Source organism: Sphingomonas sp. BE138, from assembly GCF_031456125.1.
Classification (GTDB): domain Bacteria; phylum Pseudomonadota; class Alphaproteobacteria; order Sphingomonadales; family Sphingomonadaceae; genus Sphingomonas.
The window spans coordinates 137,213-155,556 of the sequence record NZ_JAVDUC010000006.1 but is presented as its reverse complement, the minus strand read 5'-3'; the positions used below and the strand labels follow the sequence as shown (position 1 = coordinate 155,556).

Genomic DNA, 18,344 nt, shown 5'->3' with positions numbered 1-18,344 from the left:
ACAGAACGGTACGGCCGCGGCACGGTTCCCCCGCCGCGGCATTATCCTTGCCTCAGATCAATCCCGACAGCGGGCTCGACGGATCGGCGTAGCGGCGCTTGCCCATGCGTCCGGCGCGATAGCTCATCCGCCCGCCCTCGACCGCGGCCTTCATCGCCGCCGCCATCAGCACCGGGTCCTTCGCCTCGGCGATCGCGGTGTTCATCAGCACCCCGTCGCAGCCCAGCTCCATCGCCACCGCCGCATCGCTCGCTTGCCCGACGCCGGCATCGACCAGCACCGGCACACTGGCGCCTTCGACGATCAGCCGGATCGTGACCTGATTCTGGATCCCCAGCCCCGAGCCGATCGGCGCGCCCAGCGGCATGATCGCGACCGCGCCGGCCTCCTCCAGCTGCTTGGCCGCGATCGGATCGTCGACGCAATAGACCATCGGCTTGAACCCCTCGCGCACCAGTACCTCGGTCGCCTTCAGCGTCTCGCGCATGTTGGGATAAAGCGTGCGCGCCTCGCCCAGCACCTCCAGCTTGACGAGGTCCCAGCCGCCCGCCTCGCGCGCCAGACGCAGCGTGCGGATCGCATCGTCGGCCGTGAAGCAGCCCGCGGTGTTGGGAAGGTAGGTCACCTTCTTGGGATCGATATAGTCGGTCAGCATCGGCGCGTTCGGATCGCTGACGTTGACCCGCCGCACCGCCACCGTGACGATCTCCGCTCCCGATGCGGCGACCGCGGCGGCATTCTGCGCGAAATCCTTGTACTTGCCGGTGCCGACGATCAAGCGTGACCGAAAGGTGCGCCCCGCGACCGTCCAGCTATCGTCCGCGATCGTCCCCGCGTGATCGCCGCCGCCGACGAAGTGCACGATCTCCAGCTCGTCGCCGTCCTCGACCGTCACCTGCGCCAGCGTCGAGCGCGGCACCACCTCCAGGTTGCGCTCGACCGCCACCTTCTCGGGCACCAGCCCCAGCGATTGCGCCAGCTCGGCGATGGAGATCCCGGCGGTCACGCGCTTGTGCTCGCCGTTAACGGAGATGGTGATGGTGCCGTCGGAATGTGCCATGCCCGCCATCTAGGGTGCGGCGACGGGCGGGGCAACGTTGCGCCGCGCGCGCCGCGATGCGATGAGACGCCGATGCCCGATACCGTCTATGTCCTCAACGGCCCGAACCTGAACCTGCTCGGCACGCGCGAGCCCGAGATCTACGGCCACGACACGCTCGACGACATTGCCGGCGCGCTAGAGGACCGTGCGCGGGAACTCGGCCTGGCGATCGACATGCGCCAGTCCAACCACGAGGGGCATCTGGTCGACTGGCTGCACGAGGCGCAGGCGCACGACGCGCGCGCGGTGATCCTCAACGCCGGCGCCTTCACCCACACCTCGGTCGCGGTCCACGACGCGATCAAGGCGATCCGCACGCCCGTTATCGAGGTTCATCTGTCGAACCCGCACACGCGCGAGGACTTTCGTCACACCTCGTTCGTCGGGCGCGCCGCGAAGGGCACCATTGCCGGATTCGGCGCGCTGTCGTACCAGCTCGCGCTTGAAGCCGCGGCCCGCTTCTGACAGGAGCCGCGACCAAACGTCAGGGAAAATCGGGGTTGCATGGCTGACATCTCTCACAATAGCGGCGCGATGCAGGTCGATGTCGATCTGGTGCGCCAGCTCGCCGAGCTGCTCGACACGACGCAGTTGACCGAAATTGAGGTCGAGGACGGCGATCGCAAGATCCGCGTCGCGCGCAAGGCGGCGGCGGTGAACGCCGCACCGGCGATGCACTACGCGCCGGCGCCGGCCGCCCCGGCACCCGCGGCCGCCACCCCGCCGCAGGTCGACACCGCGGGTCCGTCGGCGGCGTCGGACGCCAATGCGGTGCGCTCGCCGATGGTCGGCACCGCCTACCTTTCCGCGGAACCGGGCGCGAAGCCCTTCGCCAGCGTCGGACAGAGCGTGGCGACGGGCGACACGCTGCTGATCGTCGAGGCGATGAAGGTCATGAACCCGATCACCGCGCCGTCGGCGGGCGTCGTGAAGGCGGTGCTGGTCGACAACGGCCAGCCGGTCGAGTTCGACCAGCCGTTGGTGGTGGTGGAGTAGGCCACGCCGCTCCCGCGCGCCTTTCTCTTCCCCGTTCGTGCTGAACCTGTCGAAGCACGTGCCGCCAGCGCTGTGCGCGCGGCACGCCCTTCGACGGGCGCAGGGCGAGCGGACCTCTAGGTTTGTCTCCCATGCCCCAGATCAAGAAGCTCCTCATCGCCAACCGCGGCGAGATCGCGCTGCGCATCCACCGCGCCTGTCATGAGATGGGCATCAAGACGGTCGCGGTCCACTCGACCGCGGACGCCGACGCGATGCACGTGCGGCTCGCGGACGAGGCGATCTGCATCGGCCCGCCGGCCGCCGCCGACAGCTATCTCAACATCCCGAACATCATCTCGGCCGCCGAGATCAGCGGCGCGGACGCGATCCACCCCGGCTACGGCTTCCTCAGCGAGAATGCCAAGTTCGCCGAGATCGTCGAATTGCATAACCTGATCTTCGTCGGCCCGAAGCCCGAGCATATCCGGGTGATGGGCGACAAGGTGGAGGCCAAGCGTACCGCCGGCGCGCTCGGGCTGCCGCTCGTCCCCGGCTCGGACGGCGCGATCAGCGACGTAGCGGAGGCGCAGGCGCTCGCGGAACGGATCGGCTATCCGGTCATCATCAAGGCCGCTAGCGGCGGCGGCGGGCGCGGCATGAAGGTGTGCCAGTCCCCGGACCAGCTCGAAACGCTGATGCAGCAGGCGGGCACGGAAGCGAAGGCCGCGTTCGGCGACGCCACCGTCTACATGGAAAAGTACCTCGGCAATCCGCGGCACATCGAATTCCAGGTCTTCGGCGACGGCAACGGCAACGCCATCCACCTGGGCGAGCGCGACTGTTCGCTCCAGCGCCGCCACCAGAAGGTCGTCGAAGAAGCGCCCTCGCCCGTCATCACCCCCGAGGAGCGCGACCGCATGGGCGGGATCGTCGCGAAGGCGATGGCCGACATGGGCTATCGCGGCGCGGGGACGATCGAGTTCCTGTGGGAAGACGGCGCGTTCTACTTCATCGAGATGAACACCCGCCTGCAGGTCGAGCATCCGGTGACCGAGGCGATCACCGGCCTCGATCTCGTCCGCGAGCAGATCCGCGTCGCGGAGGGGCACCCGCTGACGCTCCGCCAGGAGGATGTGGAGTTCCGCGGCCATGCGATCGAATGCCGCATCAACGCCGAGGATCCGCGCACCTTCGCGCCGTCGCCGGGGCTGGTGAAGCAATATCACGCGCCGGGCGGCATGCACGTCCGCGTCGATTCCGGGCTGTACGCCGGCTACAAGGTGCCGCCCTATTACGACAGCATGATCGCCAAGCTGATCGTCTACGGCGCGACCCGCGAAGGCGCGCTGCGCCGCCTCCGCCGCGCGCTGGAGGAGTTCGTGATCGAGGGGATGAAGACCACCATCCCGCTCCACCAGGCGCTGCTCGACGATCCCGAGTTCCGCGCCGGCGACTATACGATCAAGTGGCTGGAGGAGTGGTTGGCGAAGCAGGGATAGAAGAGCATGTCCGGGGGACATGCGCACCCTGCGTCGCCAGCCACTCTGGCGAAGGAGCCATGAGTCCTCCGCGGCCAGTCGCTTCGGGTTTCATATACGACCGTTCGCCCTGAGCCTGTCGAAGGGCGTGCCGCGAAAGATCGCCCCTGGCTCGCAGTGGAGGCGCCCCGGACACGTGCTTCGACAAGCTCAGCACGAACGGTGGAGAGGTACGATCCGCGTGTGCGCGGCACCATATCCTCTCCGCCGTCGTTGCAAGCGCAGCGACGCAATCCAGGGCGTCCTGATCCGGCCCCGGGGTTGCTTCGCTACGCTCGCAATGACGGAAGAAAGCTCGCCCACTCGCCCCCGAACCAACGAAAAGGGCGATCCCGTCGGCCCATGCCGACGCGGATCGCCCCTTCCGTTTCCGGTCGGGACGACGCGACCGCCGCCCCGCCGCGATCAGTTCGCGGCGACCGCTACCGGCGCCAGCGGCTGGGGGGTGCGGAACGACACGTCGCGACCGTTGGCCTGGCCCGACACGCGCGTACCGTTCACGGTCAGCCGGAAGCGGCTCGCCGCGCCACCGACCTCATGCCCCTGGATCAGCGTCGTGCCGTCCTCGTTCGCCGTCATCGAATAGACGTAGGTGTGGCCGTCGCGCGTGAAGCTGCGCTCCGCCGGGGCGGCAGCGGCGACCGCCGGCAGCAGCGCGGCGGCGGTCAGGACGAAAGCGATCGAGGAGCGCATGTGACATTTCCCTGCAAACCGATGATGCAGCGCAGCATCGATGTTGCGCCGCACAACCGCAATTGCCGGTGTCACATTCGTGGTTGCAGCTGCTGCAATCACCCGCCGCATTACGGTTTTTGCGTCGCCGCCGCCCTTGGGCTAAGCGGCGCGGCATGACGCTTTTCACCCGTTTCACCGCTCATGTGGATGCCGCGCTCGACGCGCTGACCGCCGCGGGCACGCTGCCCGCCGATCTCGACCGCCGCAACGTGACGGTCGAGCCGCCGCGCGACCCGTCGCATGGCGATCTCGCCACCAACGCCGCGATGGTGCTCGCCAAGCCCGCCGGCACCAATCCGCGCGCGCTGGCCGAGGCGCTGGCGGGCGAGCTGCGCGCGCTGCCCGAGGTCGCCGACGTGTCGGTCGCCGGGCCGGGCTTCATCAACCTGAAGCTGCACGACGACGTCTGGCGGCAGGAGATCGCGACGATCGCCGGCGAGGGCGCCGACTATGGCCGCTCGACGCGCGGGAACGGCGTCACGGTCAATATCGAATATGTCTCCGCCAACCCTACCGGTCCGATGCACATGGGGCATTGCCGCGGCGCGGTGGTGGGCGACGCGCTCGCCAGCCTGCTTGAGTTCGGCGGGCACAAGGTGATCCGCGAATATTACGTCAACGACGCGGGCGGGCAGGTCGACGTGCTCGCGCGCTCGGCGCACTTGCGTTACCGGGAGGCCCTCGGCGAGGATGTCGGCGCCATCCCCGAGGGGCTGTATCCCGGCGATTACCTGGTACCCGTGGGACAGGCGCTGGCACAGGAGTTCGGCGACCGTTACGCCGCCGCGCCCGAATCCGAGTGGCTGGCGCTGTTCCGCACTCGCGCGGTCGCGGCGATGCTGGCGCTCATCAAGGACGACCTCGCGCTGCTCGGCATCCACCACGACGTCTTCTCGTCGGAGGCGCAGTTGCAGGCAGCGGGCAAGCCCGAGGCGGCCGAGGCGGTGCTGCGCGCGCGCGACCTGATCTACGACGGCGTGCTCGAGGCGCCGAAGGGGGAGACCCCGGACGACTGGGAACCGGTCGAGTTGCCGCTGTTCCGCTCGACCCGGTTCGGCGACGATCAGGACCGCCCGATCCGCAAGTCGAACGGCAGCTGGACCTATTTCGGCGCCGACATGGCCTATCACTTCCAGAAGGCGGAGAGCGCCGACCAGCTGATCGACATCTGGGGCGCGGATCATGCCGGCACCGTCAAGCGCATCCAGGCGGCGGTCGCGGCGCTGACCGAGGGCAAGACGCGCTTCGACGTGAAGCTGGTGCAGATGGTGCGGCTACTGCGCGGCGGCGAGCCGGTGAAGATGTCGAAGCGCGCGGGCAATTTCGTGACGCTGGCCGATGTCGTGCGCGAGGTCGGCAAGGACGTGGTGCGCTTCACGATGCTGACGCGGCGGTCGGACGCGCAGATGGACTTCGACTTCGCCAAGGTGGTCGAGGCGTCGAAGGAAAACCCGGTTTTCTACGTCCAGTATGCGCACGCCCGCGTCCATTCGCTACATCGTCGCGCGGCGAAGGCGGGGATTGCGGCAACCGACGCCGATCTGTCCCGTCTCGATACGGAAGAGCTGGCCTTGGTGCGCCTGGCGAGCCAGTTCCCGCGCATCGTCGAGACGGCGGCAGCAGCGCGTGAGCCCCACCGGATCGCCTTCTACCTTTATGATCTGGCGGCAGAATTCCACTCCCTGTGGAACGCCGGAAACGACCGCCCCGACCGCCGCTTCCTCGTCCCCGACGACCACGCCGTCACCGCTGCGCGACTCGCCTTGGCGTCGGCGATCGGCCAGATTATCCGCAACGGTCTCGCCATCATGGGGGTGGAGGCGGTTGCGGAGATGCATTGATGCGTGAGGGGGAGCCGATCGGGCGGATGAGCGACGCGGATCGTCTGCCGTGGCTCGACACCGTCGAGGCCGACGATCCCTATGCGGTGCCGGTCGGGCGGATCGTGGCGCTGGTCACGGTCGGGCTGCTGGTGCTCGCCGCCATCCTGTTCGGGCTGTACAAATGGCAGTTCGGCGGCAGCGGCGGTGACGGGCGGCTGATCGCTGCCCCCGCGGGCGACTACAAGGTCCGCCCCGAGGAGCCGGGCGGCATGAAGGTCATCGGCGAAGGCGATTCGGCGATCGCCGCCAGCGCCGGCAGCCGCACCGATGCCGCGATCGATCTGGCGCAGGTGCCCGAGGCGCCGGTCGCGCGCGCCACCGCTCCCGCCCCGTCGCCCACCGCCGCTGCGGGCGGCGCGCCGACCGCCAGCGTCGCAGTGCCGCAGGCCAGCGCCCCGCTCCGCGCGCAACGCCCGGTCAGCGCGCCCGCGGCGCGGGTGCCCGGCGCCGCGTCGGGGGGCGCGATGGTGCAGCTGGGCGCCTTCCCGAGCGAGTCGGTCGCCAACGCCGCCTGGAGCCAGATTGCGCGCCGGTTCGGCTATGTGGCGACGCTCAACAAGGTCGTTCAGCCGGCGGTGGTGAAGGGCCGGACCGTCTACCGCCTGCGCGTCGACGCCGGCGGTGCGGCGGCGGCGAGCGACCTGTGCGCGCGGCTGAAGCTGGCGGGCGAGGGCTGCTTCGTCACCGGATGATCCGCCAGATTCCGCGATCGGGCACCCTGACCGAAAAGGTGTAATGCAGCCCGATCGCGACCTGGATCTGGTTGCGTGAGTTCCAGTCCTGCATGATCGGCGAGCGATAGGCGTCGCCGACCAGCCGCTCATAGGTCAGCTGGCCCTCGACGCCCCAGTGCCGCGACACCTCCATCGACCAGCTGCCGGTCGCCGCGACCGAGCGCACCCCCGCGCCGGGGCGATAGACGCCCAGCCCGGTGGCGGCCGCCGCGCGATCGTCGACCCCGAACCACGCCCGCTGGTAACGCGCATCGCCCAGCAGCACGCGCGGGCCCAGCGACACGATCCACTGGTCGCCGTCACGCCGGACGTAATCGGCGCCCAGCTGGCTGATCCAGCCCTTGTGCCCGTTGATCCCCTTGCGCACGTCGCCGCGGAAGCGCAGCGAATCGCCCGCCCACGTCTCCAGCGATCCGCCCAGTTCGAAGGTCCGCCCGACGCCGGGCAGGTTCGGATAAAGGTCGCCGCCGCGCCGTCGCCCCTCGCGCCGGATCGCGACCGCCAGTTCGGTCGTGCCGCGCCGCAGGAACGTCAGGTTGGTGCCGTCGTCGGGCGCGCCGAACGCAAACGGCGTCGCGCCGCGCGTCCGCGACACGCTGACCCACGGGCTCAGCCGCCGCTGGTCATCGCCGGGGAAGGACGGCTGCCACTGTGGCCCCAGCGTGACCTGCACCCGCATCGTCACCGGCGGCGGGGTGACGCCGGCCGGCACCGCTTCTTCTAGCGGCGGCGGCTCGACCGGCGGCGGGGTCGTCTGCGCCGCGGCGGTCAGGGGCAGCGCGCCCGCGCCCAGGCACACCAGCAATCCCGCAGCACGCATCGTCGTCTCCCCGTGTCGGAGGATCGTTGCTAGACCGATCCGGGCCGAAGCCAAAGCCATTTCCCGATCACGCCGTTCCGCCGTACAGACGGCTCATGAAGCCCGTGATCTTCGGCCTGTCCGGCCCCGTCCTCACCCCCGCCGAGCGCGCCTTCTTCGCGCGCGTGCGCCCGGCCGGCTACATCCTGTTCCGCCGCAACGTCGAGACGCGCGCCCAGCTGCGCGCGCTGACCGACTCGCTGCGCACGCTGGAGGGACGCGAGGATGTCGCGATCCTGGTCGATCAGGAGGGCGGACGCGTCGCGCGGCTCGGCCCGCCGGAATGGCCCGCCTTCCCCGCCGGCCCCGACTTCGACCGGCTGTACGAACGGGCGCCGATCTCGGGGATCGAGGCGGCGCGAGCCAACGGGCATGCACTGGGGCTGATGCTGTCCGAAGTGGGCATCACCGTCGACTGCCACCCGATCCTCGACGTGGCGCGGCCGGATACGACCGAGGCGATCACCTGCCGCGCCTTCGGGCACGAGCCGATGCGGGTGGCCGCGATGGGCCGCGCGACGCTGGAGGGGCTGGCCGCGGGCGGCGTCGTCGGGGTCGTCAAGCACATGCCCGGCCACGGCCGCGCGCTGCTCGACACGCACTATCATCTGCCGACCGTCACCGCGCCGGCGGCGGAGCTGGAGGACGACCTTGCCCCGTTCCGCGCGCTGGCGCACGCCCCGATGGGGATGACCAGCCATATCGTCTACCAGGCGTGGGACCCGGATCGGCCCGCGACGCTGTCGCCGGTGGTGATCGAGGAGGTGATCCGCGGTCGGATCGGCTTCGACGGGCTCTTGATGACCGACGACATCGACATGAAGGCGCTGTCGGGATCGGCGGGCGACAAGGCCGCGGGCGCGATCGCGGCGGGATGCGACGTCGTGCTCGATTGCTGGGCGCGAATGGCCGAAATGGAGGAGATCGCGGCCCGGCTGGGCGAGATCGCGCCGGCGGCGCGCGAGCGGCTGGATCGCGCGATGGCCGCGCGCACCGCACCGGCGGGCGACATGGCGGCGCTGATCGACAAGCGCGACCGGTTGCTGGCGCTGGTCTGATCGGGGGAGCGCCGGTGCCTGAAACACGTCCTTCGACAAGCCGAGGGCGAACGGTGTGGAAGTCGCGCGATCCCGACGCCGTTCGTGCTGAGCCTGTCGAAGCACGTGCCCCACGCGCCGCGCCGGCGCCTCAGAATCCCTCGGGCAGATCGATCGGCCCGACCGTCTCGCGATAGCGCGACACCGCATAGCGGTCGGTCATCCCCGCGATGAAGTCGGCGATGTGGCGGCTGACACCCGGCTCGGCGTCCGGCAACCGCGCACGCCATTCCTCGGGCAGCAGCCGGGGATCGTCGCGATAGGCCGCGAACAGCCCGGCGACGACCTGTTGCGCCGCCGACGCCGCCGCCAATTGCCGCGGATGATGGTACAGATTGGCATACATGAAGCGCTTCAACGCGCGCTCGCCCGCCGCCATCGCGGGTGAAAAGCCGATCAGCGCGCGCCCCGCCGCGCGCACATCCTCGACGCCGGCGACGCCCGCCGCCGCGATCCGCGCGCGCGATTCGGCGATCAGGTCGTTGACCATCGCGCCGATCTGGCTGCGGATCAGCTCGCCCGCCAGCCGTCCGCGCGGCACATCCGGGAAGCGCGCCGCGACCCGCCGCCACCCGTCCGCCACCAGCGGCACCGCCTCGATCTGCTCCAGCGTCAGCAACCCGGCGCGCAAGCCGTCGTCGATGTCGTGATTGTCATAGGCGATGTCGTCCGCCAGCGCCGCGACCTGCGCCTCCAGCGAGGCATGACTGGTCAGCTCCAGCCCCGCCTCGGCATCCGCCGCCGCCAGCGCCCATGCCGGCACCGCGACGGGTCCGTTGTGCTTGGCCAGCCCCTCCAGCGTCTCCCACGTCAGGTTCAGCCCCGGCCAGCGTGGATACGGCCGCTCGATGCGCATCAGCGTGCGTAGCGTATGGCCGTTGTGGTCGAACCCGCCCGCGTCGCGCATCGCCTGGCGCAGCGCATCCTCGCCGGCGTGCCCGAACGGCGGGTGGCCGATATCGTGCGCCAGACACAGCGCTTCGGTCAGGTCTTCGTTCAGCCCCAGGACGCGCGCGATCGTCCGCCCGATTTGCGCCACCTCCAGGCTGTGGGTCAGCCGGACGCGGAAATGGTCGCCGTCGGGCGCCATGAACACCTGCGTCTTGTGGCGCAGGCGGCGGAAGCTGATCGAGTGGATGATCCGGTCGCGATCGCGCTGGAACGCGTCGCGCGGGCCGCGGTCGGCGCTCTCCTCGGGGTGGAGCCGCCCGCGGCTGCGCGCCGGATCGGACGCCCACGGCGCCAGCGCGGCCATGTTACTTGCCGTCCAGCCGCGTCATCTTCTGCCCGGCCTCGCTGGTGAAGGTGAAGGCGGACAATCCTTGCTTGTTCAGCTTGTTGACCATCGCGCGTGCCTCGGCCTCGGTCTTGAAGGGGCCGGTCACCACGCGATTGGTGGCACGGTTCGGGACGGTATAGGCACGCTTGCCGGCCAGCGCATCGGCCTTGCCCTGCGCGCCCTTCCACGCCTTGGGTAGGTCGCCCTCGTTTGCACCGCTGGCGACCTGCACCCAGATCCGCGCCGGTTCGGCGCGCGCCGCCTTCTTCTCGGCCGCCTGCCGGTCGGCGGCCTCCTTCTTCGCCTTCTCGGCGGCGAGTTCCTTGGCGCGCGCCTTGCGGTCGAGTGGCCTGGAGGCGAGCGACTTGGCGGCCGGCTTCTCCTCGGGCTCGACCGCCACGACCGGCGCTTTCTGCGCGACGCGCTTGGCGGCGGCGAGCTTCGGGCGCTTCTGCTCGTCGGCGGCGGCGTTGCGCTCGGCGGTGCGCGCGGCGTCCTCCAACGTCTGCGCGGCGGGCGCGGGCGGCGCGGCGACGACGGCCACGCGCTGCGCTCCCGGCATCGGCGCGACCCCCAGTTCGGACGCGGGCACCGAAATGCCCGCAACGATCCGCGCCAGGATCGAATCTTCGCTGATCCGCGGCGGCGACACGCGCAGCGGCGGCGCGCGCCGTGTCGCAGGCACCACCGGCGGGGTGGTGACGGCAGCGGCCACCTGCGTGGCGGGGGCGACCGGCTGTCGCGCGGCCGGGGCCGGCGCGCTCGCCCGCGCCACCTGCGTCGGGGAGACCGGCTGTGGTGCAGGTGCGGCGCTCACTGGCGCGGTCGCGCGCTGCTCGACCGGGGTCGGCAGCGGCTGGACCGTGGCGCGCGTCGGCGCGGTGGCGGTTTGCGTCGGCAACGGCTGCACCACCGGGCGCGGCGCGGCGGAGGCGACCTGCGTTGGAAGCGGCGGCACGGCATCGCTCGAACGGACCGGCGCGGCGGCAGTCTGCGTCACCGGCGCCGGAGCGGGCTGGACGGCGGCGGGCGCGGTCGCGGTCGGGGCCGGCGTGCTCGCCCGAGCACGCGTGGTCGCGGAGGCGAGTTGCGTCGCGCGGTCACGGCGGCGCTGCTCGCTGCGCGACAGGCGCTGCGGCGTCGGCACCGGCTGCACCGTGGCGGCGGCGACCTGCGTCGGGGCCGGAGCCGCCGCGCCCGGCAGCGGCGCGAGCGTCGGCGCCATCCGCGCGTCCGCCAGTCGCGCAGCGGTCGGAGTCACCTCCCCGAAATGCACCGCAAAGGCGCGATCGACCGGCGACAGCGTCGGCAACCGCTGGAAGAACGCGGCCAGCCCGCTCGCCATGCCGCGCGGCATCATGCCGGTCGCGATCTTGTTCGCGCCGCTCACGTCGCCGTTCATCGCCAGGATGAAGGCACGCGCCCGCCACGCCCCGCGATCCGACTTGCGCAGAAGCGGGTCGATCTGCGCCAGCGCTTCCTCCTGCCGCCCCGAAATGCCGAGCGACAGCGCATAGCGGCGGCGGATCTCGTCCAGTTCGGCCGCATCGCGCCCGCCCTGCGCCAGCGCAAGGCGATAGTCCTGCTGCGCGCGCGCCTGCTCCCCGATCAGGTCGTAGGCCAGCCCGCGATCGTCGGCATAGGCCGCCATCGGCGCGCCGTGGCGCTGCGCCTGCTCGAAATAGCGGAGCGCCTCGCCCGGCCGCTCGCCGTTCACCAGGATGCGCGCGATCCCCGCCTTTACGCGACCGTTGTTGGGGTCGATCGCCTCCGCACGCGTAAAGAACGCCGCCGCCGCGGTCGCATCGCCCAGCGCGAACGACAGCTCGCCCGCCTCGATCAGCGCCGACAGGTCACGCGGCGCGCTGCCCAGCCGCCGCACCACGTCGGCAAGCCGGTCGGCATCGGGATTGGGGGCAGCCACCACTTCCTGCGCCGCGGCGAGGGTACCGGAGGACAGCGCCGCCGCGGCGAGCGCCAGCGCGAGGCACCGGGCGACCGCATGGCGCCCCGGTCGCGACCGGGCGAGGTCGATCATGCAACATGCTCCCCGCGCAGGACCCGCGACGCGGTCTGGCGGTTCGAGGAAATGGGTGGTCGGCGCCGGGTGGCTCCGCACCGCCCGTCGCGCATCGCGATCCCCGCGGGGGCCATGGCGGACGAGCGGTTGGTCATCGTGCCATAGAGCCGTTCACCGCCGGCCCGGCAATGTCGCCGCCGGCCCGCCTGCGACGAAGCGAGCCGCAGCGGCGGTGCACGGCACCCGCCGGCACCACCGCTGCGAAGGGCGGATTACTGGTTGTTCTGGCGGTGCAGGAAGCGCGGCAGGTCGCCCGGCTCGCGCCCCTCGTCGTCGGCGGCGCGGCCACCGGCGTTGCGGGTCGCGTTCTGCATGCGTTCGAACAGCGTCCCGCCCAGCTTCACGCGCGGTGCGGCCGGCGCGGGTGCCTCGTCCTCGCCGCCCGGCGACAGGAAGCGGCGGCGCTGCGCATCACCGGCCGGCGGCGCGGCCGGCGGCGGGGTCGGCACCAGCGAGTCCGCGCCGAGCACCAGCTCGTCCTCGTTCGGGCGCGCGGGCGACGGGTCGATCCCGGCGCCGGCGTTGGCGGGGGGCACGCCCTCGGCCATCGCTGCGGCGGCGGCACCGCTCGGCTGCTGCGGCGGCACCTGCGGGGTCGGCTCGTAGGCGACCGGCTGCGGCGCGGGGGCCGGAGCCGGGGCGGCGGCGGCCGGAGCAGCCGGGGCCGGCTCGGCGCGGCGCGGCGCAGAGAAGCTGAACGTGCGCGGCGGCTCGGACGGCGCGCTGGCCGCGGCCGGCGCCGCGACCTGCCCGCTGCTCTCGATCCCGGTGGCGACCACCGAGACGCGGATCTTGCCTTCCAGCTCGGGGTTGAACGCCGAACCCCAGATGATGTTGGCGTCGGGATCGACCAGCTCGCGGATGTGGTTCGCGGCCTCGTCGACCTCCAGCAGGCGCATGTCGTCGCCGCCGGTGATCGACACGATCACGCCCTTGGCGCCCTGCATCGACACGCCGTCGAGCAGCGGGTTGGCGATCGCCTTTTGCGCGGCGATCAGCGCGCGGTCGTCGCCTTCCGCCTCGCCGGTGCCCATCATCGCCTTGCCCATCTCCTGCATCACCGACCGGACGTCGGCGAAGTCGAGGTTGATCAGGCCGGGCATGACCATCAGGTCGGTGATGCCGCGCACGCCCTGCTGCAGCACCTCGTCCGCCATCTCGAACGCCTGCTTGAACGTGGTGTTCGCGTTGGCGACCAGGAACAGGTTCTGGTTGGGGATCACGATCAGCGTGTCGACGAACTTCTGCAGCTCCTCGATGCCCGCATCCGCCGACTTGGAGCGGCGATTGCCCTCGAAGCTGAACGGCTTGGTCACGACGCCGACCGTCAGGATGCCCATGTCGCGCGCCGCCTTGGCGATGACCGGGGCCGCGCCGGTGCCGGTGCCGCCGCCCATGCCGGCAGCGATGAAGCACATGTGGCTGCCCTCGAGCAGGCGCGACAGCTCGTCGATCGTCTCTTCGGCGGCGGCGCGGCCGATCTCCGGCCGGCTGCCGGCGCCCAGCCCCTGCGTGATCTTGGCGCCCAGCTGGATCTTCTGCTCGGCCTCCGACTGCTTCAGCGCCTGCGCGTCGGTGTTCGCGACCAGGAAGTTCACGCCCTGCACGTCGGCGCGCATCATGTTGGCGATGGCGTTGCCGCCCGCACCGCCGACCCCGATCACGGTGATCCGCGGGGTCAGATCGTCGAGGTCGGGCGTGATGAATTCGATGCTCATCGCAAACTTACTCCGTCCGCCCGCGTGGCATGGTTCATAACGGGCCGTTTACACCGATGTGCAACATGCGGGCGCGCGGCGAAAGAGGAAACACCGCCAAGCGCCCTGTTGCTGCGTCAATAATTCGCCTTCGCCGCCTGCACGAGCTTCCAGAAGCCGCGCAAGCCCCGCTGGCGGTGCACCATCTGCGGCGTCGGCGCGAGGCCGCGCAGGTCGATCGGGTCGCTGGCCGCGAAGAACGCGAGCCCCGCCAGCGTCGCGAACCCCGGCCCGGCATGCGCCTCGGGCAGCCCGGTCAGCCCGCGCGGCCGCCCGATCCGCACCGAGCGGCCCAGCGCCTGCTGCGCATAGTCGGCAATGCCCTTCAGCTCGGCGCCGCCGCCGGTCAGCACCACCTGCCGCCCGACCGGCCCCTCGAACTTCAGTTCCTTCAGCGCCGCCTGGATCTCGCCGACCAGATGCTCCAGCCGCTGGCGGATCACCGCGATCAACGCCGCCTTGGTGATCTGCAACGCCTCCGAATCCTCCTCCTGCGTGCGCTCGCGGATCGTCACCATCTCGTGATTGTCGCGCGGGGAAGCGTTGGCGGAACCGTGAAAGCATTTGATCCGCTCGGCCTGCAACCGCGTCGTGCCGAACGCGCTGGCGATGTCGTCGGTGATGTCCGCCGCGCCGAACGGGATCGACTTGAGGCCCACCAGCATCGACCCCGCGAACAGCGACACGTTGGTGATCCCCGCCCCGATCTCGACCAGCGCCACGCCCAGGTCGCGCTCCTCGCTGGTCAGGCAGGCGAGGCCCGTCGCCACCGGCGCGGCGATGATCGACTTCACCTCCAGATGCGCCGAGCGGACGCACAGGTCGAGGTTGCGGACCGGCGATCCGTCGGCGGCGATGACGTGGATGTGGACGCCCAGCCGGTCGGCATGGAGCCCCAGCGGCTTCTTCACGCCCGTCAGCCCGTCGAGCGTGTAGAGCGCGGGCTGCGCGTGAAGCACCATGCGCCCCTGCGGATCGATCGACTGCCGCCCTTCGTGCAGCAACGCGTCGATATCGGCCTGCTCGATCCGCATGCCCCCCAGCTCGGCCTCGATGAACGCCTCGTCGCTCACCAGCCCGCCGGCCGAGAAGCCGGCCCAGACGTTCTCGATGTTGAAGCCCGCGATCCGCTCCGCCTGCTCCACCGCCTCGCGCACCGCGACCTCGGTGGCGTCCATGTCGGCGATATAGCCGCGCTTCACCCCGCGGCTCTCGCGCTGCCCGGTGCCCAGCACGTTCAGCTCGCCGCCGTCGCCCTTCTGCGCGATCATCGCCGATACCTTCGACGACCCGATATCGAGTGCCGTGATCAGGCCGTCCGGTGCTACCTTCGCCATTGCCCTACCCCCTCATGCCTCGCCCGAGCGCAACGCTTCCCCGGCGCGCGCCTCGATCGTCCGGTCGTTGTCGCCGATCACGTTGTTCGTGGCCGCCGCGGCGTCGGCGGGCGGATCGTTGCGGCCGTCGTCGGCGACCTGCTGCTTGTCCTGCCCGGCGCGGCGCGCGTACATCCGCGCCGGATCGCGCAGGTCGAAGCGCAGCCAGCCCTTGCCGAGCAGCGGATCCGCGCCGTCCATTTGCGCGAACTTGATCAGCGCCTGCGGTGCGCCGTCCTGCGGCAGCGCCAGCGTCTCGCCGGTGGTGAAGGTCAGGTCCCAGCGCCGGTTGCCGACCCAGGTCGCGGCGCGGATCCGCGGGCGCAGCGCCGGCGCGGCGGCGAGCAGCGCCTGATAGCCCGGCTCCTGCTGGTTCGCGCCCGGGCCGATCACCAGCGGCAGGTCCGGCATCCGCGACGCCGCGACCGGCGCCAGCAACCGCCCCTCGGCATCGATCAGCGTCAGCTGGCCCTTGTCCTGCCAGATCGCGGCGGGCTCGCGCTCGGTGATATGGATCACCAGCCGGTCGGGCAGCCGCCGCGCGACATAGGCGTCGGCGATCCAGCCGTAATCGAGCAGGCGGTTACGCACCCGCTCCAGATCGACGCGCAGCATCGCGCGGCTCGACTGGTCCTCCAGCGCGATCGCATAGACCGTTTCGCGGTCCATCCGCTTCAGCCCGGTGATGTCGACCTGCTCGACGCGCAGACCGGCGCGCCCCGCCGCCTCGGCGATCCCCGCGCCGATCGCCTGCGGCACGCCCAGCAGATTGGCGACGAACACCGTCGCGATACCGACCCCGCCCAGTACGGTCCACGTCACCGCCTTGCGCAACGTCTCCTCGCCGATCGGCATCCGCGCGAGCAACCGGTCGCCCAGCGACGCCTTCTGCACGCGGCGGCGGTTTGGCGCGGGGCGGCGCGCCGGAGGGCTCGACCCGCGCTTGATCGTCCGGCTCACGGCTGCATCGCCCCCGACCTCACGTCGGTCCCGGCCCCGGCCCCGACTCCCGCCATCGCTTCGTCGACGATCGCCTGCACCAGCTCCGGATAGCTCATCCCGGTGTGCCGCGCCTGTTCGGGGACGAGGCTCAGCGGCGTCATGCCCGGCTGGGTATTGACCTCGAGCAGGAACAGCCCGTCGACCCCGCGCTCGTCGTCCCAGCGGAAGTCCGACCGGCTGGTGCCGCGGCACCCCAGCACGCGATGCGCCTTGAGCGCCAGCGCCATGCAGGCCTGCGTGACCTCGTCGGGGATCTCCGCCGGAAAGATATGGTCGGTCATCCCGTCGGTATATTTGGCGTCGTAATCGTACCAGCCCGACTTGGGCCGCAACTCGGTGACGCCCAGGGGGCGGTCGCCGAGCACCGCGGTCGTCAGCTCGCGCCCGCGCACATAGGGCTCGGCGAGCAGCTCGTCGAACTCCTGCCACGGCCCGCGCGCGTCGCGCGCGATCGGGTTGCCGTAATTGCCCTCCGCGGTGACGATCGCGACCCCCACCGACGACCCCTCGTTCACCGGCTTCAGCACATAGGGCCTCGGCAGCGGATCGGCGTCGTGGATGTCGGCGCTCTTCACGATCCGCCCGCCCGGCATCGGCACGCCCGCCGGCACCAACACCTGCTTGGTCAGCACCTTGTCGATCGCGATCACCGACGTGGCGAGCCCCGAATGGGTGTAGCGCACGCCCATCAGGTCCATCAGCCCCTGCACGCTGCCGTCCTCGCCCGGCGTACCATGCAGCGCGTTGAAGACGAGGTCGGGCGCCGCTTCGGTCAGCCGGGCGGCGACGTCACGTCCCATGTCGATCCGCGTGACTCGGTGACCCAGCGATTCGAGCGCCTCCGCGACGCCGTTGCCGGACGACAGCGACACCTCGCGCTCGGCCGACCAGCCACCCATCAGGACGGCGATGTGAAGCGCCGTCATGCTCCCTCTTCCCTGCGGGGAGAGGGTTGGGGTGAGGGGTCGGTGCCTCGCAGAGAGGCCGCTCTCGGTGAGACCTCGGCCCCTCCCCCAACCCCCTCCCCGAGGGGGCGAGGGCTATCCGTGAAATTACCCACGCGCTGGATTTCCCATTCTAGCTCTATTCCGCTCGCCGCTTTCACGCGGTCGCGCACATCTTCGCCAAGAGCCTCAATGTCGCCACTGCTCGCAGTTCCAAGGTTGAGCAGAAAATTCGTATGCTTCTCGCTCACCTGCGCATCGCCGCGCCGCAACCCCCGGCACCCCGCCGCATCGACCAGCGCCCACGCCTTGTGCCCGTCCGGGTTCTTGAACGTCGACCCGCCGGTCTTCGACCGCAGCGGCTGCGACGCCTCGCGCGCCGCCGCGATCCGGTCCATCTCCGCCTGGATGTCCGCCGACACGCCCGGCATGCCCCGAAAGGTCGCGGCGATTACCACCGCCCCCTCGGGCAACGCCGAATGACGATAGGTATAGCCCAATTCACCGGTCGCCAGCGTCCGCCGCTCGCCCGAGCGCAGCACCACTTCCGCCTCGACCAGCACGTCGGCGGTTTCGCGGCCATAGGCGCCGCCGTTCATCCGCACGAACCCGCCGACCGTGCCGGGGATCGAGCGCAGGAACTCCAGCCCCGCGACGCCCGCATCGCGGGCGGTCGAGGACACGAGGATGCCGCTCGCCCCGCCGCCGCAGCGCAGCGTCACCGTGTCCAGCGCCGCGACGGTCGCGAACGGCTTGCCCAGCCGGATTGTCACGCCGGGCACGCCGCCGTCGCGCACGATCAGGTTCGACCCCAGCCCCAGCGCCATCACCGGCACCGCCGGGTCGAGCGCGCGCAGGAAGTCGCTCAGATCGTCGGCATCCGCCGGCTCGAACAGCCATTCCGCCGCCCCACCCGCCTTGAACCAGACGAGCGGCGCCAGCGGCGCGTGCGGCGTCAGGCGGCCACGGACCGGGGGCAT

Annotated in this window: 16 protein-coding genes; 6 read left to right on the top strand and 10 right to left on the bottom strand. The window is 71.1% G+C overall.

Translation table 11 applies throughout. The features are described 5' to 3' along the window. Positions 1 to 52: 52 nt before the first annotated feature. Positions 53 to 1,060: a sulfur carrier protein ThiS gene (gene thiS / locus J2Y58_RS10100; protein ID WP_310102364.1), complete on the bottom strand. Its 1,008-nt coding sequence runs from the start codon at positions 1,058 to 1,060 to the stop codon at positions 53 to 55. Between the two features lie 72 nt (positions 1,061 to 1,132). Between thiS and aroQ the strand changes: the two genes are divergently transcribed. The 3 genes from aroQ to accC all read left to right on the top strand — a co-directional run bounded on the left by aroQ (position 1,133) and on the right by accC (position 3,579). Further along, entirely contained in the window at positions 1,133 to 1,567 is a 435-nt protein-coding gene (gene aroQ, locus J2Y58_RS10095; protein ID WP_310102361.1) for a type II 3-dehydroquinate dehydratase, read from the top strand. A 39-nt stretch (positions 1,568 to 1,606) separates the two neighbouring features. Further along, positions 1,607 to 2,098, top strand: coding sequence for an acetyl-CoA carboxylase biotin carboxyl carrier protein (accB, locus tag J2Y58_RS10090; protein ID WP_310102360.1), 492 nt, complete (start codon positions 1,607 to 1,609; stop codon positions 2,096 to 2,098). Between the two features lie 131 nt (positions 2,099 to 2,229). Continuing rightward, on the top strand, positions 2,230 to 3,579 hold the full coding sequence (gene accC, locus J2Y58_RS10085) for an acetyl-CoA carboxylase biotin carboxylase subunit (protein WP_310102357.1): 1,350 nt from the start codon (positions 2,230 to 2,232) through the stop codon (positions 3,577 to 3,579). Positions 3,580 to 4,023: 444 nt separating this feature from the next. On the opposite strand, the gene J2Y58_RS10080 is transcribed toward accC, so the two are convergent. Then, on the bottom strand, positions 4,024 to 4,311 hold the full coding sequence (locus J2Y58_RS10080; protein WP_310102355.1) for a hypothetical protein: 288 nt from the start codon (positions 4,309 to 4,311) through the stop codon (positions 4,024 to 4,026). A gap of 155 nt (positions 4,312 to 4,466) precedes the next feature. On the opposite strand from J2Y58_RS10080, the gene argS reads away from it, so the two are divergent. Both argS and J2Y58_RS10070 read left to right on the top strand, forming a co-directional pair. Further along, positions 4,467 to 6,194: an arginine--tRNA ligase gene (gene argS / locus J2Y58_RS10075; RefSeq protein ID WP_310102353.1), complete on the top strand. Its 1,728-nt coding sequence runs from the start codon at positions 4,467 to 4,469 to the stop codon at positions 6,192 to 6,194. Then, entirely contained in the window at positions 6,194 to 6,928 is a 735-nt protein-coding gene (locus tag J2Y58_RS10070; protein ID WP_310102352.1) for an SPOR domain-containing protein, read from the top strand. The genes argS and J2Y58_RS10070 overlap by 1 nt, the downstream gene beginning before the upstream one ends. Here J2Y58_RS10070 and J2Y58_RS10065 read toward each other — a convergent pair. Next, positions 6,918 to 7,790, bottom strand: coding sequence for a MipA/OmpV family protein (locus J2Y58_RS10065; protein ID WP_310102350.1), 873 nt, complete (start codon positions 7,788 to 7,790; stop codon positions 6,918 to 6,920). The genes J2Y58_RS10070 and J2Y58_RS10065 overlap by 11 nt on opposite strands. 95 nt (positions 7,791 to 7,885) lie before the next feature. On the opposite strand from J2Y58_RS10065, the gene J2Y58_RS10060 reads away from it, so the two are divergent. Beyond that, positions 7,886 to 8,887 (top strand): glycoside hydrolase family 3 N-terminal domain-containing protein, encoded by a 1,002-nt coding sequence (locus J2Y58_RS10060; protein ID WP_310102348.1) that lies wholly within the window; start codon positions 7,886 to 7,888, stop codon positions 8,885 to 8,887. Positions 8,888 to 9,017: 130 nt separating this feature from the next. Here J2Y58_RS10060 and J2Y58_RS10055 read toward each other — a convergent pair whose 3' ends face one another. From J2Y58_RS10055 to murB, 7 genes are all read right to left on the bottom strand, one after another. Then, positions 9,018 to 10,181 carry a deoxyguanosinetriphosphate triphosphohydrolase gene (locus J2Y58_RS10055; RefSeq protein WP_310102347.1) on the bottom strand — a complete coding sequence of 388 codons (1,164 nt, stop codon included), beginning with the start codon at positions 10,179 to 10,181 and terminating at the stop codon, positions 9,018 to 9,020. 1 nt (position 10,182) lies between these two features. After that, positions 10,183 to 12,243: an SPOR domain-containing protein gene (locus J2Y58_RS10050; protein ID WP_310102346.1), complete on the bottom strand. Its 2,061-nt coding sequence runs from the start codon at positions 12,241 to 12,243 to the stop codon at positions 10,183 to 10,185. A gap of 254 nt (positions 12,244 to 12,497) precedes the next feature. Then, the gene (gene ftsZ, locus J2Y58_RS10045) at positions 12,498 to 14,003 is read right to left on the bottom strand and encodes a cell division protein FtsZ (protein WP_310102344.1); all 1,506 of its coding nucleotides are present in this window, start codon (positions 14,001 to 14,003) and stop codon (positions 12,498 to 12,500) included. Positions 14,004 to 14,119: 116 nt separating this feature from the next. Next, positions 14,120 to 15,379 carry a cell division protein FtsA gene (gene ftsA, locus J2Y58_RS10040; protein WP_310102342.1) on the bottom strand — a complete coding sequence of 420 codons (1,260 nt, stop codon included), beginning with the start codon at positions 15,377 to 15,379 and terminating at the stop codon, positions 14,120 to 14,122. 12 nt (positions 15,380 to 15,391) lie between these two features. Next, positions 15,392 to 16,378 (bottom strand): cell division protein FtsQ/DivIB, encoded by a 987-nt coding sequence (locus J2Y58_RS10035; RefSeq protein ID WP_310102340.1) that lies wholly within the window; start codon positions 16,376 to 16,378, stop codon positions 15,392 to 15,394. Next, positions 16,375 to 17,346 carry a D-alanine--D-alanine ligase gene (locus J2Y58_RS10030; protein WP_310102338.1) on the bottom strand — a complete coding sequence of 324 codons (972 nt, stop codon included), beginning with the start codon at positions 17,344 to 17,346 and terminating at the stop codon, positions 16,375 to 16,377. The genes J2Y58_RS10035 and J2Y58_RS10030 overlap by 4 nt, the downstream gene beginning before the upstream one ends. After that, positions 17,343 to 18,344 (bottom strand): UDP-N-acetylmuramate dehydrogenase, encoded by a 1,002-nt coding sequence (gene murB, locus J2Y58_RS10025; protein WP_310102509.1) that lies wholly within the window; start codon positions 18,342 to 18,344, stop codon positions 17,343 to 17,345. Before murB ends, J2Y58_RS10030 begins: the two co-directional genes overlap by 4 nt.